Origin of the sequence: Shewanella sp. NIFS-20-20 (genome assembly GCF_019209865.1) — a bacterium.
Lineage (GTDB): Bacteria > Pseudomonadota > Gammaproteobacteria > Enterobacterales > Shewanellaceae > Shewanella.
Window position 1 is genome coordinate 17,771 of record NZ_JAHUTT010000007.1, and the last position, 25,912, is coordinate 43,682.

General features: G+C 49.5%; 24 protein-coding genes. All 24 read left to right on the top strand.

Annotated features, from left to right (window positions below; all coding sequences use genetic code 11):
- Window positions 1-39: 39 nt before the first annotated feature.
- The 24 genes from flgE to KU855_RS03780 all read left to right on the top strand — a co-directional run bounded on the left by flgE (window position 40) and on the right by KU855_RS03780 (window position 25,893).
- Entirely contained in the window at window positions 40-1,401 is a 1,362-nt protein-coding gene (gene flgE / locus KU855_RS03665; protein ID WP_218529002.1) for a flagellar hook protein FlgE, read from the top strand.
- 191 nt (window positions 1,402-1,592) lie between these two features.
- Window positions 1,593-2,336, top strand: coding sequence for a flagellar basal-body rod protein FlgF (flgF, locus tag KU855_RS03670; protein WP_218529003.1), 744 nt, complete (start codon window positions 1,593-1,595; stop codon window positions 2,334-2,336).
- 11 nt (window positions 2,337-2,347) lie between these two features.
- Complete coding sequence (flgG, locus tag KU855_RS03675) at window positions 2,348-3,136, top strand: flagellar basal-body rod protein FlgG (protein WP_218529004.1); 789 nt, start codon at window positions 2,348-2,350, stop codon at window positions 3,134-3,136.
- A gap of 9 nt (window positions 3,137-3,145) precedes the next feature.
- Window positions 3,146-3,820: a flagellar basal body L-ring protein FlgH gene (flgH, locus tag KU855_RS03680; RefSeq protein ID WP_218529005.1), complete on the top strand. Its 675-nt coding sequence runs from the start codon at window positions 3,146-3,148 to the stop codon at window positions 3,818-3,820.
- A gap of 10 nt (window positions 3,821-3,830) precedes the next feature.
- Window positions 3,831-4,922, top strand: coding sequence for a flagellar basal body P-ring protein FlgI (locus tag KU855_RS03685; RefSeq protein ID WP_218529006.1), 1,092 nt, complete (start codon window positions 3,831-3,833; stop codon window positions 4,920-4,922).
- 18 nt (window positions 4,923-4,940) lie between these two features.
- Entirely contained in the window at window positions 4,941-5,885 is a 945-nt protein-coding gene (gene flgJ, locus KU855_RS03690; protein ID WP_218529007.1) for a flagellar assembly peptidoglycan hydrolase FlgJ, read from the top strand.
- Window positions 5,886-5,914: 29 nt separating this feature from the next.
- Window positions 5,915-7,828, top strand: a complete 1,914-nt coding sequence (gene flgK / locus KU855_RS03695) for a flagellar hook-associated protein FlgK (RefSeq protein WP_218529008.1) — start codon at window positions 5,915-5,917, stop codon at window positions 7,826-7,828.
- 9 nt (window positions 7,829-7,837) lie between these two features.
- Window positions 7,838-9,037, top strand: a complete 1,200-nt coding sequence (gene flgL, locus KU855_RS03700) for a flagellar hook-associated protein FlgL (RefSeq protein WP_218529009.1) — start codon at window positions 7,838-7,840, stop codon at window positions 9,035-9,037.
- Between the two features lie 92 nt (window positions 9,038-9,129).
- A complete protein-coding gene (locus KU855_RS03705) occupies window positions 9,130-9,951 on the top strand; it encodes a flagellin (protein WP_218529010.1) in 822 nt (273 codons plus the stop codon).
- Between the two features lie 207 nt (window positions 9,952-10,158).
- The gene (locus KU855_RS03710; RefSeq protein ID WP_218529011.1) at window positions 10,159-10,977 is read left to right on the top strand and encodes a flagellin; all 819 of its coding nucleotides are present in this window, start codon (window positions 10,159-10,161) and stop codon (window positions 10,975-10,977) included.
- 115 nt (window positions 10,978-11,092) lie between these two features.
- Window positions 11,093-11,497, top strand: a complete 405-nt coding sequence (locus KU855_RS03715; protein WP_218529012.1) for a flagellar protein FlaG — start codon at window positions 11,093-11,095, stop codon at window positions 11,495-11,497.
- A 35-nt stretch (window positions 11,498-11,532) separates the two neighbouring features.
- Complete coding sequence (gene fliD, locus KU855_RS03720) at window positions 11,533-12,903, top strand: flagellar filament capping protein FliD (protein ID WP_218529013.1); 1,371 nt, start codon at window positions 11,533-11,535, stop codon at window positions 12,901-12,903.
- 79 nt (window positions 12,904-12,982) lie between these two features.
- Complete coding sequence (locus KU855_RS03725; protein ID WP_256260864.1) at window positions 12,983-13,309, top strand: flagella biosynthesis chaperone for FliD, FliT; 327 nt, start codon at window positions 12,983-12,985, stop codon at window positions 13,307-13,309.
- Window positions 13,310-13,315: 6 nt separating this feature from the next.
- Window positions 13,316-13,726, top strand: coding sequence for a flagellar export chaperone FliS (fliS, locus tag KU855_RS03730; RefSeq protein WP_218529014.1), 411 nt, complete (start codon window positions 13,316-13,318; stop codon window positions 13,724-13,726).
- A gap of 263 nt (window positions 13,727-13,989) precedes the next feature.
- Window positions 13,990-15,429 carry a sigma-54-dependent Fis family transcriptional regulator gene (locus KU855_RS03735; protein ID WP_305729015.1) on the top strand — a complete coding sequence of 480 codons (1,440 nt, stop codon included), beginning with the start codon at window positions 13,990-13,992 and terminating at the stop codon, window positions 15,427-15,429.
- Window positions 15,430-15,554: 125 nt separating this feature from the next.
- Window positions 15,555-16,631: a PAS domain-containing sensor histidine kinase gene (locus KU855_RS03740; RefSeq protein ID WP_218529015.1), complete on the top strand. Its 1,077-nt coding sequence runs from the start codon at window positions 15,555-15,557 to the stop codon at window positions 16,629-16,631.
- Window positions 16,632-16,639: 8 nt separating this feature from the next.
- Window positions 16,640-17,971, top strand: a complete 1,332-nt coding sequence (locus tag KU855_RS03745) for a sigma-54 dependent transcriptional regulator (protein WP_218529016.1) — start codon at window positions 16,640-16,642, stop codon at window positions 17,969-17,971.
- 190 nt (window positions 17,972-18,161) lie between these two features.
- The gene (gene fliE / locus KU855_RS03750) at window positions 18,162-18,497 is read left to right on the top strand and encodes a flagellar hook-basal body complex protein FliE (RefSeq protein WP_218529017.1); all 336 of its coding nucleotides are present in this window, start codon (window positions 18,162-18,164) and stop codon (window positions 18,495-18,497) included.
- A 54-nt stretch (window positions 18,498-18,551) separates the two neighbouring features.
- Window positions 18,552-20,258, top strand: coding sequence for a flagellar basal-body MS-ring/collar protein FliF (fliF, locus tag KU855_RS03755; protein ID WP_371316319.1), 1,707 nt, complete (start codon window positions 18,552-18,554; stop codon window positions 20,256-20,258).
- Complete coding sequence (fliG, locus tag KU855_RS03760) at window positions 20,245-21,285, top strand: flagellar motor switch protein FliG (protein WP_218529018.1); 1,041 nt, start codon at window positions 20,245-20,247, stop codon at window positions 21,283-21,285. Before fliF ends, fliG begins: the two co-directional genes overlap by 14 nt.
- On the top strand, window positions 21,285-22,247 hold the full coding sequence (fliH, locus tag KU855_RS03765; protein WP_218529019.1) for a flagellar assembly protein FliH: 963 nt from the start codon (window positions 21,285-21,287) through the stop codon (window positions 22,245-22,247). Before fliG ends, fliH begins: the two co-directional genes overlap by 1 nt.
- On the top strand, window positions 22,228-23,571 hold the full coding sequence (fliI, locus tag KU855_RS03770; protein WP_218529020.1) for a flagellar protein export ATPase FliI: 1,344 nt from the start codon (window positions 22,228-22,230) through the stop codon (window positions 23,569-23,571). Before fliH ends, fliI begins: the two co-directional genes overlap by 20 nt.
- Window positions 23,572-23,579: 8 nt before the next feature.
- Entirely contained in the window at window positions 23,580-24,026 is a 447-nt protein-coding gene (fliJ, locus tag KU855_RS03775; protein ID WP_218529021.1) for a flagellar export protein FliJ, read from the top strand.
- 190 nt (window positions 24,027-24,216) lie between these two features.
- Window positions 24,217-25,893, top strand: a complete 1,677-nt coding sequence (locus KU855_RS03780) for a flagellar hook-length control protein FliK (protein WP_218529022.1) — start codon at window positions 24,217-24,219, stop codon at window positions 25,891-25,893.
- The last annotated feature ends 19 nt before the right edge of the window (window positions 25,894-25,912 follow it).

The following is a 25,912-nucleotide window of genomic DNA, read 5'->3' on the forward strand; positions in this document are numbered from 1 at the left end:
CGAATTGCCGTCTTGCCCCCCAGTAAATTGAGGTGAATTATGTCTTTTAATATTGCACTCAGTGGTATCGCTGCCGCCCAGAAAGATCTCAACACCACAGCGAATAACGTGGCTAACGTCAACACCGTCGGCTTTAAAGAGTCCCGGGCGGAGTTTGCCGATGTCTATGCTAATTCGATTTTCTCGAACGGTAAGACCGCCGTCGGTGGTGGGGTGACTACCACGCAGGTGGCCCAGCAATTCCATCAAGGCAGTTTAAAGTTCACCAGCAACGCGCTTGATATGGCCATCAGTGGCGGCGGCTTCTTTGTGACGTCCACCGGTGCGGGTACGCAAGACTTTTCTTATACTCGTGCTGGCGCGTTTAAAATTGATTCGGGCAACTATCTGACCGATGCGGCCGGTAACTTTTTACAAACCTTCCCTGTCGATAAAGACGGCAATTCGACCTCGGTGAGCTTAACCACCACCGCGCCAGTGAAAATTCCTGACACCGCCGGCAGTCCAGTCAAAACGGCCGAAGTGGGTATTCAAATGAATCTCAATGCCGGAGAAGAAGCCAAAGATCCGGCCTTGTTTGATCCCAACGATCCTGAAACCTTCAATAACTCGACCTCAGTGACCTTTTATGATTCGCTCGGTGAGCCGCATATTATGACCACCTATTTTGTGCGGCCAGAAAATGCCGCCTATACCGGCGAAAGCAATTGGGTGGCGTTTTATGCGGTTGACGGCGAGCAAGTCGATTTAGCGGGGCCGGCAGGAACTTATCAAACCGATACTAATGGCGATGGTGCCCCTGATGCTACCGCCACGGCCTCCAATGCCGCGGGCTGGAAAGGCGCCGTGGTTAAATACAATGACACTGGGGTATACACTGGCAGCGATCCGGCGGTGATTGCCACTGAAGAGTTGGGCGTTAACGGCGCGGGCGTTCTAGGCGCGGGTGCCGATGGCACGCAAACCTTAACGGTTAAATTTAATAACCCAACGCAATTTGCCTCACCCTTTGAAGTCACAGAATTGACGCAAGACGGAACTACGGTTGGCCGTTTAACCAACGTCGAAGTCGGCAGTGATGGTTTGGTGACTGCGAGCTATTCTAATGGCTCTACCGTGCCTTTAGCCCGGGTGGCACTGGTCCGTTTTGCTAACGAGCAAGGGTTAACACAGGCGGGTAACACCTCGTGGAAAGCCAGTTTGGATTCGGGCCCTGCCTTAGCGGGTGAAGCTAACTCAGGCACGTTCGGCGATATTCGCTCATCGGCCCTAGAGCAATCTAACGTCGATTTGACCACTGAGCTGGTGGATTTAATCTCGGCCCAGCGTAACTTCCAGGCCAACTCGCGAACCTTGGAAGTGAATAATACCCTGCAGCAAACCGTGTTGCAGATCCGCTAATCATTCCTGCGCGTTAGGCTATCATCAAGGGCGTCTCATGTTGAGGTCGCCCTTGCTTCATTGGCGGCCAGCCTTCACGCTATGACTCCTGCGCTTAATTCTCCTCTGTGCTTGGCATAACACCACTCTGGCACAAAGCTTGCTTTATTCTTGGTTATCAGTACGCCTGTAGAAAGTTTGACGGAGCCAGTATGGACAAGTTTCTTTATATCGCCATGAGCGGTGCCAAGCAGAATATGCATTCGTTGGCGGTAAGAGCGAATAATCTCGCCAATGCTAATACCGATGGTTTTAAAGCCGATATCGAGCAAGCGCGTTCCATGCAAGCGTTTGGTGAAGGTCTGCCGACTCGGGTGTTTGCCATGACCGAAAACCCGTCAGCCGACTTTAGCCCCGGCAGTATCCGCACGACAGGGCGCGATCTTGACGTGGCCATTAAAGATAAAGGTTGGTTTGCGGTGCAAGCCGCCGATGGCGGCGAAGCTTATACCCGCTCAGCCAGCTTAAGTATCGATGAGACGGGCTTGCTTAGAAATGACAGAGGCAATCCCGTCATGGGAGACAGTGGGCCAATAGTGCTGCCGATACCAATTGAAAAAGTACAAATTGCTGTCGATGGCACCATTTCGGTTCGACCACAAGGGGCCACTGCCGATGTGATTGAAGAGGTGGGACGTCTGAAATTAGTGAACCCTGGCGATAATAATTTGATGCGGGGAGAAGACGGCTTGTTTCGTCAAATGTCAGGTCAAAATGCCCCGATGGATGAAACCGTGATGGTCGAAGCTGGTGCGGTTGAAGGCAGTAATGTTAACGCCGTCCATGAAATGGTATCCCTCATCGACTTGCAACGTCAGTTTGAAATGCAAGTGAAGATGATGAAGACCGCCGAAGAAACCAATCGCGCGTCCACCTCATTAATGCGCGTTAGTTAGGAGTAGAGATTATGCATCCTGCATTATGGATTAGTAAGACAGGGCTTGATGCTCAGCAAACCGATATTGCCACTATTTCTAACAATGTCGCTAATGCGAGCACCGTCGGCTATAAGAAGAGTCGAGCGGTATTTGAAGACCTATTATATCAAACAGTTAACCAAGCCGGTGGCATCAGTGCCGCCAATACTAAATTGCCTAATGGCTTAAATATTGGCGCGGGTACTAAGGTGGTCGCCACCCAAAAAGAATTTACCCAAGGCAATATGCTGACCACAGATAACTCCTTAGACATGATGATTGAGGGGCCGGGATTTTTTGAAGTGGAATTACCCGATGGCACCACCGCCTATACCCGTAATGGTCAATTTAACTTGGATGAAAATGGTCAAATCGTCACGCCAGGCTCGGGTTATATCTTGCAACCAGCAATCACCATTCCCGACGATGCCATTTCCATCACAGTATCGGCCGAAGGGGAAGTGTCAGTAAAGACCCCAGGAGCTGCAGAAAACCAAGTGGTGGGGCAGTTTAATATTTCTGATTTTATTAATCCCTCGGGTCTCGATCCTATCGGTCAAAACATGTACTTGGAAACCGGAGCCAGTGGCACGCCAATCCAAGGCACGGCCTCGCTAGATGGCTTGGGGGCCATTCGTCAAGGGGCCTTAGAGACCTCTAACGTCAATGTGACCGAAGAATTAGTTAACTTGATTGAAAGTCAGCGGATTTACGAGATGAACTCCAAGGTGATTTCAGCTGTCGATCAAATGCTCAGTTATGTTAACCAGAATCTGTGAGGTAGGCTGATGCGTAGTTTATTATCCTTGGTGACCATCCTCAGCTTAGTCGGGTGCGCCTCGACCGGCGAAAAACCCATTGCCGACGACCCCTATTATGCGCCGGTATATCCTGAGGCGCCGCCCACAAAAATTGCGGCAACCGGCTCGATTTATCAAGACAGCCAAGCCAACAGTTTGTACTCAGACATTCGCGCCCATAAGGTCGGTGACATTATTACCGTGGTGCTCGAAGAATCGACACAGGCCAAAAAAAGCGCCAATAACGAGTTAAAGAAGGGGTCTGATATGAGTATCGACCCCATTCAAGCCATGGGCGGCAATGTGACGGTAAATGGTAAACCGTTGGATTTAGCCTACAAAGACAGTTTTAACACTAACCGAGAATCGGCAGCGGATCAGAGCAATAGCTTGTCTGGCAATATCTCCGCTAATGTTATGCAAGTGCTTAACAATGGCTACTTGGTTATTCGCGGCGAAAAGTGGATCAGTATTAACAATGGTGACGAGTTTATACGCGTGACCGGCATTGTACGTCCGCAAGATATCCGTCCCGATAACACCATCGAGTCCAATCGTGTTGCCAATGCCAGAATTCAGTACAGTGGTACTGGTACCTTTGCCGAAGTGCAAAAAGTGGGCTGGCTGAGCGGCTTCTTTATGAGCAGCTGGTGGCCTTTCTAAGGAGTTCCCCATGAGAATATTGACCCTATGCCTGTTATGTTTAGGCTTGTTTTCCCCCTTAAGCTACGGCGAAAGGATTAAAGATATTGCCAATATTCAAGGGGTGCGCTCTAACCAATTGATAGGTTATGGCTTGGTGGTGGGTTTGCCTGGCACCGGAGAGAAAACCCGTTACACCGAACAAACCTTTAAGACCATGCTCAAAAATTTTGGCATCAACCTGCCAGATAGCTTTCGCCCAAAGGTGAAAAATGTCGCCGTGGTTGCGGTCAGTGCCGACATGCCGCCTTTTATCAAACCGGGTCAAACCATGGACGTAACCGTGTCGAGCTTAGGTGAAGCCAAGAGTTTGCGCGGTGGCACCTTATTGCAAACCTTCTTAAAAGGGGTCGATGGTAATGTGTATGCCATCGCCCAAGGCAGTTTAGTGGTGAGTGGCTTTAGTGCCGAAGGACTGGATGGCTCTAAAGTCATCCAAAATACGCCGACGGTGGGTCGTATCCCTAATGGCGCGATTATTGAGCGCACAGTGGCGACGCCATTTTCTACTGGCGATTACTTGACCTTTAACTTACGTCGGCCTGATTTTACGACTGCCAAAAGATTGGCGCAAAGTATCAACGACTTACTTGGGCCTGGAATGGCAAGACCCTTAGATGCCGCCTCAGTGCAAGTGACTGCACCGCGGGATGTATCGCAGCGGGTATCGTTTTTATCGACTTTAGAAAACATTGAAGTGGAAAGCGCACCTGAAGTGGCCAAGGTGATTGTTAATTCTCGCACCGGCACCATAGTCGTCGGTCAGAATGTGCGTCTACTGCCTGCGGCGGTGACCCACGGTGGCTTAACCGTGACGATTGCTGAATCGCTCAATGTGTCGCAGCCAAACGCCTTAGCCAATGGTCAAACCGTTGTCACCCCTGAAAGCACCATCGATGTGGCTGAAGAAGATAACCGGATGTTTTTATTCAACCCGGGAACCACCTTGGATGAGTTGGTGCGGGCGGTTAATTTAGTGGGAGCCGCCCCGTCTGATGTGTTAGCGATATTAGAAGCGTTAAAGATGGCAGGCGCTTTGCATGGTGAACTTATCATCATCTGATTATTGTCACTGTGCCTTATGGAAAAGCTCGCTAACTCAAGTCATTATTTGGATCTCGGCAGTCTCGATCAGCTGAGAGCCCGCGCCCAAAAAGACGACAAAGCGGCCTTGAAAGAGGTGGCGGCCCAGTTCGAAGGTATCTTCGTACAAATGCTAATGCAAAGCATGCGTGCCGCCAATGCTGTGTTCGAGTCTGACAGTCCCTTCAACAGTGAATACACCAAATTTTACGAACAGATGCGCGATCAACAGATGTCCGTTGAACTGGGTAATCAAGGCAGTTTAGGCCTTGCCAATTTGATGGTGCAGCAGTTGACCGCCGATGGCAGTGGCCTGACTCCAGCCTCGGCGCTGAAAGGCGCCCAAGGACGGATGATCAGCGATGTCACCTTGCCGTCAGAGGCAAAAGCGTTTGCCGTGGCAACCGCCGATGGCAAGGATTTGCCGTCGCCCTTGCAAGTGGCAGCTAAGCAAACGGTGACCCATAACGATCCTGCACAGTTTGTGCAGCAACTGTACCCCCACGCCAAGGCGGCCGCCGTCAAACTCGGGACAACCCCGGAAGTGCTGTTAGCGCAATCCGCCCTCGAAACGGGCTGGGGCCAAAAATTGATTAAGACTCAGGCCGGCCAGTCGAGTCATAACTATTTCAATATCAAGGCCGACAAGCGTTGGCATGGCGATAAAGCGCAAGTGTTAACCCTAGAGTATGAACAAGGCAAAGGAGTGAAGCAGCAAGCGGATTTTCGGGTGTATGACGGGGTGAAACAGAGTTTTGATGATTTTGTCGATTTTATTCAGAGCAATGACAGATACCAAACAGCACGCGAGCAAGCCGCATCGCCACAGGCGTTTATTCGCTCACTGGCACAAGCTGGTTACGCTACCGATCCGCAGTATGCCCCCAAAGTGTTGCGGGTCATGGATGCGGTTAAAGCCTTAATACCCGCGGTGGGCCAATAAGCCATGACAACGAAAATAAGGGGTGAGTTATGAGCGTTGATTTAATGAATATTGCCCGCACTGGGGTGATGGCGTCTCAGTCGCAACTGGGGGTCACCAGTAATAACATTGCCAACGTTAACACCCAAGGTTATCACCGCCAAGTGGCCGAGCAAGATACCTTAGGCTCGCAGCGAATTGGTGGCAACTTCTATGGTACTGGTACTTATGTTTCTGATGTAAAACGTATTTACAATGACTTTGCCGCCAGAGAATTACGCATAGGTCAAAGTACCTTGAGTGCGGCGCAGACCCAAGATCAAAAGCTGAGCGAGCTTGACCAAATATTTTCGCAACTCGGTCAATCTATCCCTAACAGCTTGACTAATTTGTTTGCCGACATTAACGGCTTGGCCGATTTACCCAGTGATTTAGGCATTCGTGGCTCGGTGCTCAATAACGCCAGCGAAGTGGCTAAGGCTATTAATCAGTTGCAGTCGAGCGTCAATAGCCAGATGCAGCAAACCAATGATCAAATTATTGGGATTACCGAGCGGGTGAATGAAATTGGGGTCGAGCTGGCCAATATTAACCGCGAGTTGATGAAATCCAGTGGCCAAGATATGGCGCTGTTAGATCATCAAGACTCGCTTATCCAAGAGTTAAGCCAATACGCCCAAGTCAATGTGATCCCACTAGAAACTGGGGCAAAGAGCATTATGCTCGGCGGCAGCATGATGCTGGTGTCAAACCAAGTGCCCATGAGTTTAGGTACCGAGCAAGGCGAACCATTTGCCGAAGAAATAGCACTCAATGCAACCTCAGGTGCGCAAACCGTGGCCGTGAAGGGCGAACAACTCGGTGGGCAATTAGGGGCATTATTTAGTTATCGCGATAACAGTTTATTGCCTGCTGGCCGCGAGTTAGGTCAGCTGGCGCTCGGGATTGCCGCCAGTTTGAATGATCAACAAGCCCAAGGGCTCGATGCCAATGGCCAAGTGGGCGAACCCATCTTTAGAGACATTAATGATCCCTTGATGGCCGTAGGCCGCGTTGGCGTGGATAGCGGTAATACCGGCAATGCCGCCTTGAGTTTAGACATTACCGATGTCAATCAATTAGGCGGCACTGAATATCAACTCAAGTTCACCACGGCGGGGGGCTACCAGTTAACCGATACGACCACTGGCGCCACCTCGACCTTGACCTTAACGGCGGGCGTGTTAACTGGCGGTCCTGGATTTGCACTGAATATTAATAGTGGCGCCATGGCCGATGGCGATAGTTTTACCCTTCGGCCCAGCGCCGGCGCTGCGGCGGGCATTGCCACCGTTATGACCGACGCTAAAGGCATTGCGGCTGCCGCGCCAAAAATGACACCGGCCGCCGCCAATTCAGGTAATACCGAACTGACACTGACCGCGGTAACCAATAAAAATGCGGCTAATTTCCCAACCACGGGCAATGAATTAACCCTTGAAATCAATACGGGCGCCAGCACCTATGAAGCCTTTGATGCTAATGGTACCTCTTTAGGCTCGTTTGCCTATACCGCGCCAACCATCTCGGCCTTTGGTTTTACCCTTGAAGTCAGTAGCAGTGGCGCGGCCACCGATAGCTTTACCCTCGATTTTAGTAGTCATGCCGGCGATAACACCAATATCGAAGCCATGGCTCAATTGGCTGACAGTAAATTGATGAATAACGGCAAGAGCACCCTCAGTGATGTGTTTGAGAACACTAAGCTCGATGTCGGCAGTCAGGCTAAGGCGGCCGATATTAAGTTGGGTTCGGCTAGCGCCATCCTTAAGCAAGCGCAAGATAGAGTCGACAGTGAATCTGGGGTTAATTTGGATGAAGAGGCGGCCAATTTAATGCGTTTCCAACAATCCTATCAAGCGGCGGCAAGGATCATGACCACGGCGCAGCAGATTTTTGACACTCTGCTCAGTTCAGTGCGATAAGGGGGCTTTATGCGGATTTCTACCTCACAATTTTACCAACAGAACCTAAACAGTGTGTTGCAAAAGCAAAGTAGCACGGCGGCGCTGCTCGATAAATTAGGCACAGGCAAGAAAGTCAATACCGCTGGGGACGATCCGGTGGCGGCCATTGGCATTGATAACCTCAAGCAACAAAACGCGCTGGTGGATCAGTTTTTGAAAAATATCGATTACGCGACGCAGCGGCTATCGCTTACCGAAACCAAGCTAGGTAATAGTGAAACGGTAGCGATGAATATGCGCGAGCAGATGTTAAGGGCAGTGAATGGCACCTTAACCTTAGGTGAGCGGCAAACCCTTGCCGATGAACTGCGTGCCGGCCTCGATGAATTGATCAGTATCGCCAATAGCAAGGATGAATCTGGAAATCATATTTTTGGCGGTTTTCAAACCGACACCCCGCCCTTTGCGCTCGATAACAATGGCAACGCAGTGTATTCAGGCGATGATGGCGAGCGCCAAACCATCGTCGCTAAAGATAGAAGTCTTTCAGCCAATATCAGTGGCGATAAGGCGTTTATGAATGCAGCCAACCCCTTGGGGGATTATAGTGTCAATTATTCGACGCAGTTGGCCGGTGATCCGCGGATTGATCAGGCCAATATTAGCAACCCCGCCACTTATGTGGCTGATGACTATACCTTTAATTTTATTGCTAATGGCGCCAACGTTAATTTGGAAGTCCGTGACTCAGCCAACGGCTTAGTGACGACGGTCACCAACTTCGATAGCACCAGCCCGGTGAGCTTTAACGGCATTGAGGTCACGCTTTCTGGTACGCCTAAAGCGGGGGATAGCTTGACGATTAGCCCGCAATCACAGGTGAGTTTACTGGACACTTTTAATCAAGCGTTGGGCTTATTAGCCACAGATTCGGTAAATACTCCTGCGGGGCAAGCAGAGTTGGCACAGCTCTTGCGTAATACAGATAGCGGGTTAGCACAGTTAAGTGTTGCACGAGGAGAAGCAGGAAATTCCCTTAAGCAACTCGATAGCTACCGAAGTCAACACCAAGACGAGATATTGGTAAATACCAGTGCACTGTCGGTGTTAGAAGATTTGGATTATGCGTCAGCGTTTAGTGAGTTTACTCAGCAACAAGTCGCGCTAGACGCTGTATCTAATGTATTTGGCAGAGTGGGTTCTGTTTCCTTGTTTGACTTTATTTAGCAACAAGCATGTAGCCTATCTACCAACTTGAAGAAACTGAAAATGGCCAAGCTTATGAGCCTTGGCGGTTAAACTAGGAAGAGGAACTCAACATGGCAATCGTAGTTAATACTAATGTGACTTCCATGAAGGCTCAGAAAAACCTGAATATGTCGAATTCTGGTTTGGCAACCTCCATGGAACGTTTATCGAGTGGTTTAAAAATTAACAGCGCCAAAGACGATGCGGCCGGTCTGGCGATTTCGAATCGACTGAACAGTCAGGTTCGCGGCCTAGATGTCGGTATGCGTAACGCCAACGATGCAATCTCGATTGCTCAGATCTCTGAAGGGGCAATGCAAGAGCAGACCAATATGTTGCAACGTATGCGTGACCTGACCATTCAGGCCAACAACGGTGCTAACAGTTCTGACGATTTACAATCCATTCAGGAAGAAATCGATCAGTTGATTTCGGAAATTACCGCGATTGGTAACACCACGGCGTTCGGTAATACCAAATTAATGACAGGTGACTTCTCCACTGGCAAAACATTCCAAGTGGGTCATCAGAACGATGAAGATGTGACGGTACGAGTCGGCACCAATAATGCGGCGTCATTATCGGTCAATGCGCTTAACGTGAAGACCTCCGCAGGCCAAACATCGTCATTGAGCCGAATTGATAAAGCGATTAACAGTATTGATACCCAGCGCGCTGAGCTCGGTGCGGTACAGAATCGTCTGGCCCATAACATTGCCAACAGTGCGAACACTCAGGCCAACGTCGCCGATGCAAAGAGTCGAATTGTGGACGTGGATTTTGCCAAAGAAACCTCAGCCATGACCAAGAACCAAGTGTTGCAACAAACCGGTTCAGCCATGTTAGCGCAGGCCAATCAGTTACCACAAATTGCGTTATCTTTGTTGGGTTAACACTGACAGACGTCAAAAAAGGTGCGAATATCGCACCTTTTTTTATGTTTAAAAACAGTTGGTTAATTTACTTTTTCGCTTTTTTAATTTTTTCTCTAAAGTTCACCAAATTGCTGCCGTTACAGTAAGTGTAATGAGCAGAGACCCGCCTGGCTTAACACGCAAGACAGGCAAGTTTGGAAGCCAGGTTTAAAGAGGAAATTAATTATGGCTATTACAGTAAATACCAACGTTACTTCGATGAAGGCACAAAAAAACCTGAACATGTCTAATAACAGCCTGGCTACGTCAATGGAACGCTTGTCCAGTGGTTTACGCATTAACAGTGCGAAAGACGATGCTGCAGGTTTGGCGATTTCTAACCGCTTGAACAGTCAGGTTCGTGGTCTGGATGTGGGGATGCGTAACGCCAACGACGCTATCTCGATTGCTCAGATTTCTGAAGGTGCGATGCAAGAGCAAACCAACATGTTGCAACGTATGCGTGACTTGACCATTCAGTCAAACAACGGTGCTAACAGCTCGGCTGACTTAGTGTCAATTCAAGAAGAAATCGATCAGTTAGCGCTTGAAATCACGGCGATTGGTACCACTACCGCTTTCGGTAGCACCAAGCTGTTAGCCGGGGGTTTCTCAACAGGTAAAACCTTCCAAGTGGGTCATCAAAATGATGAAGATATTACCATTAAGGTGAAGAAGACCGATGCCGGTACCCTGTCTGTTGCGAGCATGAACGTCAAAACGTCTGCCGGCCAAACCAGTGCGCTGACAAAAATTGATGCGGCCATTAAGACTATCGATACTCAGCGCGCTGAGCTGGGTGCGGTGCAAAACCGTCTGAGCCATAACATTGCCAACAGTGCTAACACTCAGGCCAACATTGCAGATGCGAAGAGCCGAATTGTGGATGTCGATTTCGCGAAAGAAACGTCAGCCATGACTAAGAGTCAGGTACTGCAACAAACTGGTTCTGCCATGCTAGCTCAGGCCAACCAGTTGCCGCAGATTGCACTATCGTTACTCTAATTTAGCGTCTAGTGTAAGAGATATATGGGGCGCTTCATGATGAAGGCCCCTGTTGTTGATCTCATAGCGCCAACTAAGTAACGATATTTCTTCGTGTATGAGGTGAAAAATGGCTATGGATATAAATATAGCAACTTCATCGGTGTTACCGGCCAAGGATAATGGCCAAAGCACTAGCCGTCAGTCGACGGTATCTACGTCGTCACAAGTACTGCCAAATAATTTGGTACAAAACTTGCTTGATAAAGAACAGCAAGCCGAACAAGTCGCACAATCAAGCGCAGCGTCAGCCGATAACGGTGAAGCGTTGCAAAAAGTGGTCGAAGATATGACCTCGATGATGTCAGTGATGCGTAAAGGGCTTGCGTTTCGGGTAGATGATACATCAGGACGCTCAGTGGTGAGTGTCATGGATGTCGACTCCGGCAATGTCATTAGGCAAATCCCCAGTGAAGAAGCACTGGACTTGGCGCAGAAACTGTCTGACGTCACTGGATTGTTGATGAAAACCGAAGCCTGAGCCTAGCTCGGGCTTTATTTTTTTCAGAGGTAGATATGGCACTAACAGCGACTGGTATAGGCTCTGGCTTAGATATCAATAACATAGTTAAAGTCTTAGTGGATGCGGAGAAGCTTCCTAAGGAAGCGTCTTTTAATAAAACAGAAGATGATATCAAGGCTAAAGTCTCTGCAATAGGTAAACTTAAAAGTGCGTTATCTAGCTTTCAAGATGCGCTTGCGATCTTGCAAGATGGTAAAAATCTTAACCAGCGCCAGGTCTCTACCGGCGACAATCCCTACTTTACTGCGACCGCAGATAAATTTGCCCAGTCCGGGACCTACAGCATCAAAGTCGAGCAGCTGGCCTCGGCCCATAAAGTGGGCGGCGCCTTTACGACCGCGCCAACCTCAACCGTCGGCGAAGGTTCTCTGGATTTTGATGTGGCAGGCAAGCAGTTTAGTGTCGATATTTTGGCGACCGATGATTTAACCGCGATTGCCAGTAAGATTAATAGTGCCAGCGATAATGCCGGCGTAACGGCCTCGGTCGTCAATACCAATGGCGGTTCGCGCTTAGTATTTAGCAGTAACGAAACAGGACTTGCCAATGCCATGACGGTCAGTGGCACCGATGCGGTTGGCGGCGGTACCGGTTTAGCCGATATGTTTAATGGGGCAAACCAAACCGAGTTGCAGCCGGGATTAGATGCCATTGTTTATATTGATAATCAACGCTTAGATTCTGCATCGAATACCATCGATGGTGCCATTACTGGGGTGTCCATTGAGTTGACCGAGGCCGATGTGGATAAAACCTCGACCCTGAGCATCAGCTTAGATAAAACCGCGGTCAAAGATAGCGTGCAAGGGTTTGTTGACTCTTACAATAGCTTGATGACTGAAATCAATAAGCTGTCTGCTTATGACGCCGACAAGAAAACCGCGGCCGCCTTACAAGGTGACTCGATGGTGCGCTCTATTGAATCGCAACTGCGGAGCATGGTCAGTAATCGCGTCGATGTTGAGGGCGAATCCATCGCGTTATACGACATAGGTATCAGCATCGATAGATATGGCAAAATGTCGGTTGATAGCGCCAAGCTCGATGAGAGCATTGCCACTAACATGGGGGGGATCGAGGGCTTATTTGCCACAGAAGATACTGGCTTAGCCAATCAGCTCGATAGCATGGTGGAAAATTATGTCAAAGCCGGCGGGCTGATTGATAGCCGCAAAAACAGTTACACCTCGCAGCAACAACGCCTTGAGGATCAAAAAGAAGCATTTGCTCGTAAAATGGAGCAGTTGCAAGCGCGGTTGACTAAGCAATTTAATGCCATGGATCTGGTGGTGGGGCAATTGAATGCACAGGGTGCGGGCATTTTAGATCGCCTCAACTCACTGCCTGGGGTTATTAAGAGCTAAATGATACGTGATTGCGCCAGCCGCATTGGCCAGCGGTGCTGCTTTTTTGTGCTGAATGCGATTTAAAAGGATATTCTCAATGGAAACTCTATCGGTAGATGGCCTCACATCAGTGAATGCGCAAGTGGCGAGCATCTTACAAACATTAAGAAATATTCCTGCGGAAGAGCAAAATACCGATGACTTGGTATCTAAATTGCAAGAGCTTATTGAGCGGCGTCAAAAAATATTGAATGTCCTGTTAGCCGATGAAACCTTAGTAGAGGCTTCATTTTGGCAAGCACAGTTGCAATTGACCCAAGAGTTTAGTCAGGAAGCACTCTTGGTGCGCGGGCAACGACAATCCTTGCTACATGCAGGCAGTCAACGAAAGCGCCAAATCAATATGTATAATGATAACAGGTAGGTGTTTATGAGAGGTTCATTACAATCATATCGCAAGGTATCGTTAGAGAATGAAATTGCGATGGCTTCGCCCCATCGTATTATCCAATTGATGCTGGCTGGAGCGATGGAACGCCTTGCTCAAGGCCGTTATGCTATTGAAAATAGAGATCTGCAAAATAAAGGGATCTTATTGGGTAAAGCGATAGGTATTATTAATGGCTTAAATAGTAGCCTAAATATGCAAGCCGGCGGTGACATTGCGGGTAATTTAAGCGAACTTTATGAGTTTATGTTGCGACGAATTGCGTTTGCGAATATTAATAATGATCCGGCAGCAATTGATGAGGTTCTAGATATACTGCGGGATATTAAAGAAGGCTGGGATGCTATTCCTGAGAGTGAACATCATATTTCAAGCCATTCAGAAGCCGTTTAATTATTGATTCTATCATGGTAAAGCAAGGACGCTTTCTTTGACAAAGTCAGTAATTTGACTGAAGGTTACTATGTTTGTTGTATTATTCATCTAAAATGATCACAATTGAACATTATTGGTAATTGATACTTGCCATTGCCCCCGTGTTAATACACTATTCTTGACTTCATAAATATGATGAAATAGTTCCAAGGCAAGTATAAAGCAACCGATACTAATAACTAATGCGACTCACTCACCAAAAGAGCTTGACGGCCTACTGAATGATGCAAATAGATCAACGAATCATAATTATCGCCAATTCTTCAGAGCGTGTAATACGATTAACTAACATCCTTGAGTTTCTTGGGGAGATGGTTGATGTCATTGCACCTGATAAATTATCGCAATTGGCTACTGATAACCGCTATCGGGGGCTAGTATTTTGCCAGCGGTCGGTAACGCAACCTGTCATCCAAGCTCATATCGGCTTGGTTCCTTGGCAACCGGTATTACTGCTGGCGGGCACCTCCGACGACAGCCCCGCCGCCAGCAATGTATTAGGTATTATTGAAGAGCCGTTTAATTATCCACAACTGACTGAGCTATTGCACATTTGCCAACTCTTTGTGCAGCATAAGCGCCAAGACGTTCAGACCAGCGCCAACCAAACCAAACTTTTTCGCTCATTAGTGGGCCGTAGTGAAGGCGTGGCTGCGGTGCGTCATTTAATTCATCAAGTGGCACCCTCAGATGCGACCGTGTTGGTCTTAGGCCAATCGGGTACGGGTAAAGAGGTGGTCGCTCGCAATATTCATTATTTATCTGAGCGCCGCGATGGCCCATTTATTCCGGTCAATTGTGGGGCGATACCGCCAGAATTATTAGAAAGTGAGCTCTTTGGCCATGAAAAAGGCTCATTTACTGGCGCGATTAGTGCTCGTAAAGGCCGATTCGAATTGGCCGAAGGCGGCACCTTATTCCTCGATGAAATCGGCGATATGCCGCTGCAAATGCAAGTTAAATTGCTGCGAGTATTGCAAGAACGTATGTTTGAACGGGTCGGTGGCACTAAATCTATTAACGCCAATGTGCGGGTTGTGGCCGCGACTCACCGCAATCTCGACCTCATGATCAGTGAAGATACATTTCGTGAAGACTTATATTACCGCTTAAACGTGTTTCCGATTGAAATGCCATCGTTAGCCGAGCGCAGCGAAGATATTCCGTTGTTACTCCAAGAGCTCGTTAGCCGGGTATTTAATGAAGGCCGCGGTAAAGTACGCTTTACTCAACGCGCGATAGAGTCGTTAAAAGAACATGCTTGGACGGGTAATGTGAGGGAGTTATCTAACCTAGTTGAGCGGTTAACGATCCTCTATCCCGGTGGTTTAGTTGACGTCAATGATTTACCGCTAAAGTATCGCCATATTGATGTGCCTGAATATGAAATTGCCGTCGATGAAGCCTTACTTGAACGTGATGCGTTAGTGGCGATTTTCACCGATGAAGAGCCGATTGAATTACCGGAAAGTCGCTTTCCCAGTGAATTACCTTCAGAAGGGGTGAACTTAAAGGATTTATTGGCTGAACTTGAAATCGATATGATCCGCCAAGCATTAGATCAACAAGAAAATGTGGTGGCTCGAGCCGCCGAAATGCTGGGTATTCGCCGCACCACCTTGGTGGAAAAAATGCGCAAATATGGCTTGTCGAAAGATTAATATCACCGGCGAATTAATAAAATAAAAAAGAGGCGAAAGCCTCTTTTTTATTACTATACAATTACTTATTTTTGGCATGAAGACTGCATCTACCTGATTAACGTTAGTATTTTGACGGGGTTCAAATGTTAAGTCATTCATTAGCCAATGTGGTCACCATCGAGCAATCCGGTAGTCAATGGGTACCGATGCAAGCGGCTGCCAATATGTCGACCCGCATGGATCATATTCTGCAAGCCATGCCCTCTGGTATTGTCATTCTCGATGAGGATGGCGTCGTGACCGAGGCTAATACGGTTGCCAAAACCTTATTAGGCGAACCGCTGGAAGGGATACGCTGGCTGACCATTATCGAGCGGGCATTTGCCCCGCGCAAAGATGATGGTCATGAAATTTCTCTGCGCGATGGGCGCCGGGTTAAATTAGCCATGACGCCATTATCCCCTGAACCCGGTCAATTAATTGTGCTGACGGATCTGACCGAAACGCGGCAATTACAAACCAGTTTGTCACACCTAGAGCGCTTATCGGCGCTTGGCAAAATGGTCGCAAATTTAGCGCATCAAGTGCGCACGCCATTGTCGGCTGCCATTTTGTACGCCTCCAACCTCAAGCAAGCCCGCTTATCGAGTGATGCCCGTGAACGCTTCAGTGACAAGTTACTCGATAGGCTGAGCGATCTTGAGCGTCAAGTGAACGACATGCTGTTAATGGCGCGTGGCCAAGCCAATGGTCAAGAAACCTTGATTAGCGCCGAACAGTTGATGCATCAAGTGATGAGCCAATGTGAGCCGATTGTCAGCAAACAAGGCGGGCGCATCATGGTCGCCGTGCAACAAGACAGTCAAATCAATGTGAATATCAATGCCATGGCATCAGCCATAGGCAATTTAGTGATGAATAGCTTAGAAGCCGGTGGCACAGATATCCGCTTGGTGGTGATGCCGGATGCGCATTGTCCCGACAAACGGGTGCAACTATTGGTGACTGATGATGGCCAAGGAATGGCAAAGGAGGCACAACAGCAAGTGCTCGATCCCTTCTTTACCACTAAGCCTCAAGGCACTGGCTTAGGCTTAGCCGTGGTGCAATCCGTGGCACAGCAACATCAGGGCACATTAACCTTGAGTTGTACCCCAGGTAAAGGCTGCATTGTTGCCATTAGCCTCCCCATTGCCGATTTTCCAACGTTAGTTGAGTGAGTATGCCTATGAACGCCGGAACCATTTTATTAGTCGAAGATGATGCGCATTTACGGGAAGCCTTGGTCGACACCTTGATGCTGGCGCATTATCACTGTGTCGAAGCCTGTTGCGCTGAAGACGCCATCCTTGCGTTAAAACAGCAGTCGATAGATATGGTGATAAGCGACGTGCAGATGCCAGGCATTGGCGGCATGGGTTTGCTCGCGCATTTGCAAAAGCATCATCACAATATGCCCTTGCTGTTGATGACGGCCTTCGCCAGCATCGACAGTGCGGTCGATGCCATCAAACTCGGCGCTGTCGATTATTTGGCAAAGCCTTTTGCACCGGAAGTCTTGCTGAATCAAGTGAGTCGCTATATGCCGCAAGCGCTGCCGGTTTCAGGCCCGGTGGTCGCCGATGAAAAAAGCGAGGCGTTATTGAATCTTGCCAGTCGAGTGGCAGCCTCCGATGCATCGGTGATGATCTTAGGCCCCAGCGGTTCAGGCAAAGAAGTCCTCGCTCGCTATATTCATCAACACAGCCCCCGCAAAGAGGCACCATTTGTGGCCATTAACTGCGCCGCTATCCCTGAAAATATGCTCGAAGCCACCTTGTTTGGTTATGAGAAAGGTGCCTTTACCGGCGCGTATCAAGCTTGTCCGGGTAAATTCGAACAGGCCGAAGGCGGCACCTTGCTGCTCGATGAGATCTCTGAAATGGATTTATCGCTGCAGGCAAAATTACTGCGAGTCTTGCAAGAGCGTGAAGTGGAGCGCTTGGGCGGGCGCAAAACCATTGCCTTAAATGTGCGGGTGTTAGCCACCTCTAACCGAGACTTAAAGGCAGCGGCTGAGCAGGGCGAATTTAGGGAAGACTTGTATTACCGAATTAATGTGTTCCCATTAACTTGGCCAGCGCTGAGGGAACGTCCGAAGGATATCTTACCTTTGGCACGCCACTTATTGGCGCGCCATTGTGAACCGAGCCAGCGGCGGATCCCAAGTTTAGACGACAGCGCTTGTCGGCGTTTGTTAAGTTACCGCTGGCCTGGCAATGTGCGTGAACTCGATAATGTCATTCAACGGGCGTTGATTTTATGCCAAGGCGAGCAAGTGAGTGCCGCTGACATCATTCTCGATACGCATGAAGCGTTGCCAACACCGCTTGAGGTTTGCGACAGTGCCAGCCCAGAAGGACTAGGACAAGAGTTACAAGCCCAAGAGCATGTGATCATTCTTGAAACCTTGAATCAGTGTCAAGGCAGCCGTAAAGCCGTGGCCGAAAAACTGGGCATTAGTGCCAGAACCTTGCGCTACAAAATGGCTAAAATGCGCGAAATGGGCATGGCGATTTAGCCCTCAGCGTATGCTAGCGGCCTTGGCTCAGCAGTGCGCCAAGGCCGCAGTTGTTTGTTCATCTCTCTCTTATCTCATCAAGCCATGCGCTAATTGTTCAGTCCGTCAATAACAAATGTCATGTTGGCAAAGTAATTGCATCTCTGTTGATTAACAACCGAAAGAGTCAAGTTCCCGTCAGGAGGCGAAGATGCAAATTACCACTAATCCATTATTTGCGGAAATGCAGGCCATTAAAGGTGAAATTGCGCCGGCAGCGCCGATATCTCCAGAATCTATCCGACAGGTGAATAATACCCAAGGTGCTGAATTTTCAGAACTGTTAGGTCAAGCCATTGGCACAGTCAACCAATTGCAGTCCAACTCATCGAGCTTAGCGACTCGCTTAGAGATGGGGGACACTCGCGTCACCTTATCCGACACTGTGGTGGCCCGCGAAAAAGCCAGCGTGGCATTTGAAGCGACCATGCAGGTGCGCAACAAATTTGTCGAAGCCTACAAACAAATTATGTCGATGACCGTGTAGTGGTCGCCTTGTGAAAAGGACAGCTAACATGTCGAGCCAATCAGGGATCTTATTGTGAGTACAGAAGTCATTACCGGCGCAGACGCAGCCAATGTTGCCAGCAGCGGCGCAGCCCAAGAAAATAAATCTGGGATGCTTAGCGGCGTCGGCAGCAGCGATTTGTTACGTCAAATCACCATGATCCTCGCCTTGGCCATTTGTTTGGCGGTGGCTGTGTTTGTGATGATTTGGGCGCAAGAGCCTGAATACCGGCCGTTGGGTAAGATGGATACTCAACAAATGGTGGAAGTGCTCGATGTGCTGGATAAGAATCGCGTCGACTACAAGATTGATATTGATGTGATCAATGTGCCAGAAGATCAATATCAAAACGTCAAAATGTTGCTATCGCGCTCAGGCGTGGAGTCCAACGCGGGCGGGGCTGATTTCCTCAGCCAAGAAACCGGGTTTGGCGTAAGCCAACGGATGGAACAAGCGCGCTTAAAGCACAGTCAAGAGCAAAACTTGGCCAAAGCGATTGAAGAGCTGACCAGTATTAGTCGAGCCAAGGTGATTTTGGCGCTACCTAAAGAAAATGTCTTTGCCCGCCATCGCAGCCAACCGAGTGCCACCGTGGTGGTCACGACTCGCCGCGCCGGCTTGGCGCAAGGTGAAGTCGATGCCATTGTCGACATTGTCGCCTCCGCAGTCGAAGGGTTGGAGCCGTCACGAGTGACAGTGACTGATGCCAATGGCCGCTTATTGAATTCCGGCAGTCAAACGGGGGTGTCGGCCACGGCGCGACGTGAACAAGAATTAGTTCAACAAAAAGAAGCCGAATATCGCGCCAAAATTGAATCGATTCTTATCCCTATTCTTGGTCCTGAAAATTTTACTTCCCAGGTCGATGTCAATATGGACTTTACTGCGGTTGAGCAAACGTCGAAGCGCTTTAATCCAGATTTACCCGCGCTGCGCAGTGAAATGACGGTGGAGAACGAATCCAATACCGGGCGCTCAGGTGGTATTCCTGGGGCGCTAACCAATCAACCACCGATGGATGCCAATATTCCGCAAAATGCCGCCAATGGAGGCAACAATGCTAATGGCAATGGTAACTCGCATAAAGAAGCGACTCGCAATTATGAGTTAGATACTGTTATCAGCCATACCCGTCAGCAAATTGGCACGGTTCGCCGAGTCAGTGTGTCGGTGGCGGTGGACTTTAAGCCGGGTGAGACCGCTGAAAACGGCGATATTACCCGAGTGGCTCGCACTGAAACTGAGCTGAGTAATATCCGCCGCCTGCTCGAAGGGGCTGTAGGCTTTAGCACTGAGCGAGGCGACAGCATTGAAGTGGTGACGGTGCCCTTTATGGATCAGCTTATTGAGTCGGGTCCTGATCCTGTGATGTGGGAGCAACCTTGGTTTTGGCGTGCGATTAAATTAGTGCTCGGGGCCTTGGTCATACTGGTACTGATCTTGTTTGTCGTCAGACCTATGCTTAAAAAGTTGATTTATCCTGACGGTCAGCCGATGCCTGAGGAGACAAGTTTAAATAATGAATTAGCGGACATTGAAGATCAATTTGCCAGCGATACGTTAGGCATGCTGAAAGCCAATGATTCTGAGTACTCTTATCGTGAAGATGGCTCGATTCAAATTCCGGCACTGCACAAAGACGATGACATGATAAAGGCGATTCGGGCACTGGTTGCCAACGAACCTGAATTATCAACCCAAGTAATTAAACAATGGTTGGAACAAGATGCCGGAAGATAAGAAAGCCACTGAAAAAGAGAATTTTAAGATTGCTGATTTGTCGGGCATTGATAAAACGGCGATTTTACTCTTAAGCCTAAGTGAGGCGGATGCGGCATCGATCATGAAACACCTAGAGCCTAAGCAAGTGCAGCGGGTGGGGATGATCATGGCTGGCATGAAAGACTTCAATCAAGAAAAAGTGATTGCCGTGCACAAGCAGTTCTTAGATGACATTCAGAATTTCTCATCAATAGGTTTCAATAGCCAAGAATTCGTGCGTAAAGCCTTGATGTCGGCGTTAGGTGAAGAAAAAGCCGGTAACTTGATTGAACAGATAGTCATGGGCGGGGGCTCGAAAGGCCTCGAGTCCTTAAAGTGGATGGATGCGCGCCAGGTTGCCACCATTATTCAGAATGAGCACCCGCAAATTCAAACCATTGTGTTGTCGTATTTAGAGTCTGATCAAGCGGCGGAGATTTTCTCCCAGTTCCCTGAGAACACCCGCTTAGATTTGTTAATGCGTATCGCCAATCTCGAAGAGGTTCAGCCGGCGGCATTGCAAGAACTGAATGACATTATGGAAAAACAGTTTGCCGGACAAGGCGGCGCCCAAGCCGCGAAGATGGGTGGACTAAAAACCGCCGCCGACATCATGAACTTCCTCGATACTGCTGTAGAAAGCCAAATCATGGAAACCATGCGTGAAGCGGATGAAGAAATGGCGCAGCAAATTCAAGACTTGATGTTTGTCTTTGAAAACCTCATTGATGTTGATGACCGCGGTATTCAGGCCATTTTGCGTGAAATCCAGCAAGATGTGTTAATGAAGGCCTTGAAGGGCGCTGACGATGCACTGAAAGATAAAATTCTTGGCAACATGTCTAAACGTGCGGCCGAATTACTGGCCGACGATTTGGAAGCCATGGGCCCCATTCGTTTAAGCGAAGTCGAATTGGCACAAAAAGAAGTGTTGGCTATCGCCAGACGGTTAGCCGATTCGGGTGAAATCATGCTCGGTGGCGGCGGTGGAGATGAGTTCCTCTAATGGCTGAAAAAATATCGCGTAACCTCGTTCGTCCCGATGAACTCGAACAATTCGAAGATTGGCGCGTGCCTGACGTTAGCCATGAAATCGTACGCTCGGCAGAAAATATGTTTGGCCGGGCTTATGCCCAGCGCCAGCCACAATCGGAATCCAACACTAATGTGATGCCACCCACCATGGCGGAGTTGGAACAAATTCGGTTAGAGGCAGAACAAGAAGGCTTTGCCGAGGGCCGTGAGCAAGGGTTACAGCAAGGGCTTGAGGCTGGGCGTTTAGAAGGATTAGAGCAAGGGCATCAGCAAGGTTTTAGCCAAGGTGAGCAACAAGGTTACGAACAAGGCATGGCTGCGGCGGCTGAATTGATCGCGCGCTTTAACGGCTTAATGCAACAATTCACCGCGCCCTTGGCCCTACTGGATGATGAAATTGAATACCAATTGTTAAGCCTAACGCAGGCCCTCAGTCAGGCGGTGATCGGCCATGAGTTGAGCACCCATCCTGAACATATACTCCACACCCTCAAACAGGGCATTGACGCCTTACCTCTGGCCAATCAGCAGATCACCATCTTATTGAACCCAACCGATGTGGCACTGGTGGCCCGCTTATACGGTGAAGAACAACTCCAAAAAAATGACTGGGATGTCCAAGCCGATCCCTGTTTGAAACCCGGCGACTGCCAAATTAAATCAGGGCGTTCCTTGGTGGATTTACGCTTGCAACAACGACTGGCGAGTGTCTTGGCGCACACGACCAGCCAGATGCAAGAACTTGATAGACAAATCGATAGCAAGCAACAGCAACTCGAAAAAGCCGTGACCCGCACAGAACCTGCCGTTGAGCCCTCCGAGGCGGCAGCGACGATTGCCGCAGACGATGCCAAGGCTCAGAGCAGTCCAGAAATAGACGCGCCTAATACCGATGCCGATAACGAGGCTGTTGATGAAAACTCGCCAACATAAACTCAAGCAGTTACTTAAAGATCAATTGCAACAGCAGCCACCGTTTCGCGCTGTGGCGTCGGGGCAATTGGTGCGTGTTGTCGGCTTGACACTGGAGGCCAGCGGTTGTCGTGCGCCGGTTGGCAGTTTATGCGCCATCCAAACCATGGAAGGTGAGTTGATTGCCGAAGTGGTGGGGTTTGACGATGATATTCTCTATTTGATGCCGGTGGAAGAACTGCGCGGAGTCTTACCAGGCGCGCGGGTCACCCCGCTCGGTCAAAAAGCCGGTTTACCTGTGGGCATGGCCTTGCTTGGCAGGGTATTAGATGGCAGTGGTGAACCCCTTGATGGCTTAGGCCCACTCAAAATTGAGCAGCGGGTTAATGGTCATAGCCCGGCCATTAACCCCTTATTACGCCGCGCGATCACAGAACCTTTGGATGTGGGTATCCGGGTAATTAATGCCATGCTGACTGTCGGTGTTGGCCAACGGATGGGACTGTTTGCCGGTTCGGGGGTGGGTAAAAGTGTGTTGCTGGGAATGATGACTCGCGGCACCAATGCCGATGTGATCATTGTTGGCCTCGTGGGTGAACGTGGCCGAGAAGTGAAAGAGTTTATTGAAGAAATTTTGGGAGATGAAGGCCGAGCGCGCTCGGTGGTGATCGCCGCGCCCGCTGACACGTCGCCCTTGATGCGCCTAAGAGCCTGCGAAACCGCCACGAGACTGGCAGAATATTACCGCGAATTAGGCTTTAGCGTGCTTTTGCTGATGGACAGTTTAACCCGCTATGCCCAAGCGCAGCGTGAAATCGCCTTGGCCGTAGGCGAACCGCCCGCAACTAAGGGCTATCCGCCATCAGTGTTTGCCAAATTGCCACGTTTAGTGGAGCGTGCGGGCAATGGTAATGCCAGCGCAGGGGAAGGTGGCATCACTGCTTTTTATACCGTATTAACCGAAGGCGATGATTTACAAGATCCCATCGCCGATGCGGCGCGAGCGATCCTCGACGGTCATATTGTGTTATCGCGCACCCTCGCCGACAGTGGCCATTATCCGGCCATTGACGTCGAAGCCTCCATCAGTCGTGTTGCGCCTATGGTGGTCAGCGAAGCGCATATCGAAGCCATGCGTAAGGTCAAACAAACGTATTCTCTCTATCAGCAGAATCGCGATTTAATCTCGATTGGCGCCTACGCCCAAGGCAGTGATCCTCGGTTAGATAACGCCATTCGTTTATTGCCCGCGATGAATGCCTTCTTGCGACAGAGCATGCGCCAAAGTGTCAACTTTGCCGATAGCCAATTAATGCTGACTCAACTGGCAGCACAATGTAAGTAGGAGGCGGTATGCCAAGCAAAGATCCTTTACAGACGGTGCTTAAGCTGGTGACTGAGGCTGAACAACAAGCGGCGCTGCAACTCAAAAGTGCGCAGCTAGAATGCCAAAAACGGCAACAGCAGTTAAACTCGCTCAATCAATATCGACTCGATTATATGCAGCAATTAAAGGCTCAGCAGGGCCAAGATATTAGTGCGAGTTACTACCATCAATTCCATCGTTTTATTCGCCAAATTGACGAAGCCATTACTACTCAGGTCAAGACAGTCGCTGAGGCTGACAATCTGCGACAACATCGCCAAGCGCATTGGTTACAACGCCAACAAAAACGCAAGTCAGTGGAACAATTGTTAGCCAAGAAAGCGCAGCAAGCCGATGCCAAGGCACAGCGGTTAGAGCAAAAGCAATTGGATGAGTTTGTGGTCAATCAGTTTGCACGGCGAACCGTGCGTTGAACAGCGGATTATGCTGATATCACCCGCCAAAATTACTCATTGGCATTAAAATTGCTTACTTTAAGTGTAAGTTAGTAGACAGTGACCTGCCTCAGTTAAGTGACATCCTGAGGTGCGTTCTTCATCATTTTACTCGAACCTGTGGGCGATGTTGCGCCACATGTCGTGATTTGCTTTGCCGGAGGATTAGATGCAGCAAACTCAATCGCTGTTGTTGGGACAACCACCTAAGGTTAACTCGGTTAGCCCCGCAACCCCCTCCAGCCAAGCCAGTGACAGTGCGGATGGCGGATTTTCTGCCGCGCTGGCAAAGGCGGCAGACAGCCGCGAACAGCAGCTGGCTGAAGCTAAAAAAATCAATAAAAGTAAAAGTTTGAATCAAGAACGCGCCGACAAGGCGGAGACTGAACCACCGCAAAAAACTCCGGAGTCAGCGACTAAAAATGCTGCCATCGATAAGAGCGCGCCAGTAGAGCCTGATGCCCTCAAGCACAGTCGCCCACAGCCTACATCTGACTCCAAAACCCTCGAGTCTAGTGGTAGCCCGATGGCTAACAATGAAGTTCCAAGCGAGACGCAGCCCCTAAGTGCCACTGACGACTTTATGGCGCTTATGTTTGCTCAGTTAGGCATAGAAGATGCAGAATTGACGCAAGATGGCGCCGCTATGTCTACTCAGCTCGATAGTGAGTTGACTGAGGCTGCTAGCGAACTCGACGCCCTCTTACAAGGGAGCATAGCGCCAGAAATACTCAATGAATTGTCAGCCCTGATGCGGCAGTGGCAGCAAGGCGAGGGTGAATCGCCGCTGCCTGATGCGCTGCAAAACTTGTTACAACAAGCTTTAGAGCAATTACAGCAAGGAGCGGATATTCAGCTCGATAAAGATCAGTTGGCCACATTAACCCAGTGGTTGGCATCGGCTGGGGTGGATACTGCCAGCCTTGAACATCTTACGCCGCAAGCGTTAACGTCGATGCTGCAACAAACCATGAGTGCCGCCATCGATAAACCTTGGCATACACTGCCCATCGATATGGATGATAAGCGGCAATGGCATGCCGCCCTGACGGCAACCCGCGTACCGACTGAGTCAAGGTCGGATGATAAGGCCGATGCGCGTCCGGCGTTGCGCAGCTCGATCCTTGGAGAAGCGACGCCAGCGTCTGCTGCAGCGACGCCGGCGAGTGCCGCCGTTGTCAACACAGATCCTAAGTTAACGGCCGAGATCCAGAAGATGGTGGCGGTCGAGTCTGAGGGCAAACTGTCAGATAAACAGGTCGCGGTCATGTTGTCAGATGCCAAGTTATCGGTCAGCGAACCCGACACCAAAGCCCAGGCCCAACCTCAGAACCTAATGCAATCTTTAGCGATGAATGAGACCAGTCGCTCACAAACTGTGCCACAGGTGCAGTTATCCTTGCGTCAACAAATGGATCAACAGCTGCAGCAACATGAAATGATCCAACGTTTTGCGCCCGTCATGCGCTCACAGTTAATGACCATGGTGTCGCAAGGGGTGACTCAGGCTGAAATTCGACTCGATCCGCCGGAGCTTGGCAGCATGATGATCCGAATCCAAGTCGCGGGCGACCAAACGCAGGTGCAGTTCCAAGCGGCCTCCGCGCAAACCCGAGATATGCTCGAGCAAGCCATGCCAAGATTACGTGATTTATTGAATGAGCAAGGCATGCAACTGGCCGATTCACACGTCTCAGAGCAACGCCGAGAGGATCACCGTCAGGGACAAAATGAGGCTGGAGTTGACGACCTTGATGGTGCTCAGGGTGAAAATTCAGCAGAAGAACTAGAAACAAGCTCAAATCAGACAACAAGTTATCGTCAAGGTATAGATTATTACGCGTAAGCAGGTAACCTATACTAAT

Bases quoted from the DNA above. Each gene is read 5' to 3' on its own strand.
- flgG (WP_218529004.1), top strand. From the start codon at position 2,348: ATGCATCCTGCATTATGGATTAGTAAGACAGGGCTTGATGCTCAGCAA.
- KU855_RS03710 (WP_218529011.1), top strand. From the start codon at position 10,159: ATGGCTATTACAGTAAATACCAACGTTACTTCGATGAAGGCACAAAAA.
- KU855_RS03745 (WP_218529016.1), top strand. From the start codon at position 16,640: ATGAACGCCGGAACCATTTTATTAGTCGAAGATGATGCGCATTTACGG.
- flgF (WP_218529003.1), top strand. From the start codon at position 1,593: ATGGACAAGTTTCTTTATATCGCCATGAGCGGTGCCAAGCAGAATATG.
- flgE (WP_218529002.1), top strand. From the start codon at position 40: ATGTCTTTTAATATTGCACTCAGTGGTATCGCTGCCGCCCAGAAAGAT.
- KU855_RS03735 (WP_305729015.1), top strand. From the start codon at position 13,990: ATGATGCAAATAGATCAACGAATCATAATTATCGCCAATTCTTCAGAG.
- fliE (WP_218529017.1), top strand. From the start codon at position 18,162: ATGCAAATTACCACTAATCCATTATTTGCGGAAATGCAGGCCATTAAA.
- flgH (WP_218529005.1), top strand. From the start codon at position 3,146: ATGCGTAGTTTATTATCCTTGGTGACCATCCTCAGCTTAGTCGGGTGC.
- flgL (WP_218529009.1), top strand. From the start codon at position 7,838: ATGCGGATTTCTACCTCACAATTTTACCAACAGAACCTAAACAGTGTG.
- fliD (WP_218529013.1), top strand. From the start codon at position 11,533: ATGGCACTAACAGCGACTGGTATAGGCTCTGGCTTAGATATCAATAAC.
- fliS (WP_218529014.1), top strand. From the start codon at position 13,316: ATGAGAGGTTCATTACAATCATATCGCAAGGTATCGTTAGAGAATGAA.
- fliI (WP_218529020.1), top strand. From the start codon at position 22,228: ATGAAAACTCGCCAACATAAACTCAAGCAGTTACTTAAAGATCAATTG.
- KU855_RS03685 (WP_218529006.1), top strand. From the start codon at position 3,831: ATGAGAATATTGACCCTATGCCTGTTATGTTTAGGCTTGTTTTCCCCC.
- fliH (WP_218529019.1), top strand. From the start codon at position 21,285: ATGGCTGAAAAAATATCGCGTAACCTCGTTCGTCCCGATGAACTCGAA.
- fliG (WP_218529018.1), top strand. From the start codon at position 20,245: ATGCCGGAAGATAAGAAAGCCACTGAAAAAGAGAATTTTAAGATTGCT.
- KU855_RS03780 (WP_218529022.1), top strand. From the start codon at position 24,217: ATGCAGCAAACTCAATCGCTGTTGTTGGGACAACCACCTAAGGTTAAC.
- flgJ (WP_218529007.1), top strand. From the start codon at position 4,941: ATGGAAAAGCTCGCTAACTCAAGTCATTATTTGGATCTCGGCAGTCTC.
- KU855_RS03715 (WP_218529012.1), top strand. From the start codon at position 11,093: ATGGATATAAATATAGCAACTTCATCGGTGTTACCGGCCAAGGATAAT.
- fliJ (WP_218529021.1), top strand. From the start codon at position 23,580: ATGCCAAGCAAAGATCCTTTACAGACGGTGCTTAAGCTGGTGACTGAG.
- KU855_RS03725 (WP_256260864.1), top strand. From the start codon at position 12,983: ATGGAAACTCTATCGGTAGATGGCCTCACATCAGTGAATGCGCAAGTG.
- KU855_RS03740 (WP_218529015.1), top strand. From the start codon at position 15,555: ATGTTAAGTCATTCATTAGCCAATGTGGTCACCATCGAGCAATCCGGT.
- KU855_RS03705 (WP_218529010.1), top strand. From the start codon at position 9,130: ATGGCAATCGTAGTTAATACTAATGTGACTTCCATGAAGGCTCAGAAA.
- flgK (WP_218529008.1), top strand. From the start codon at position 5,915: ATGAGCGTTGATTTAATGAATATTGCCCGCACTGGGGTGATGGCGTCT.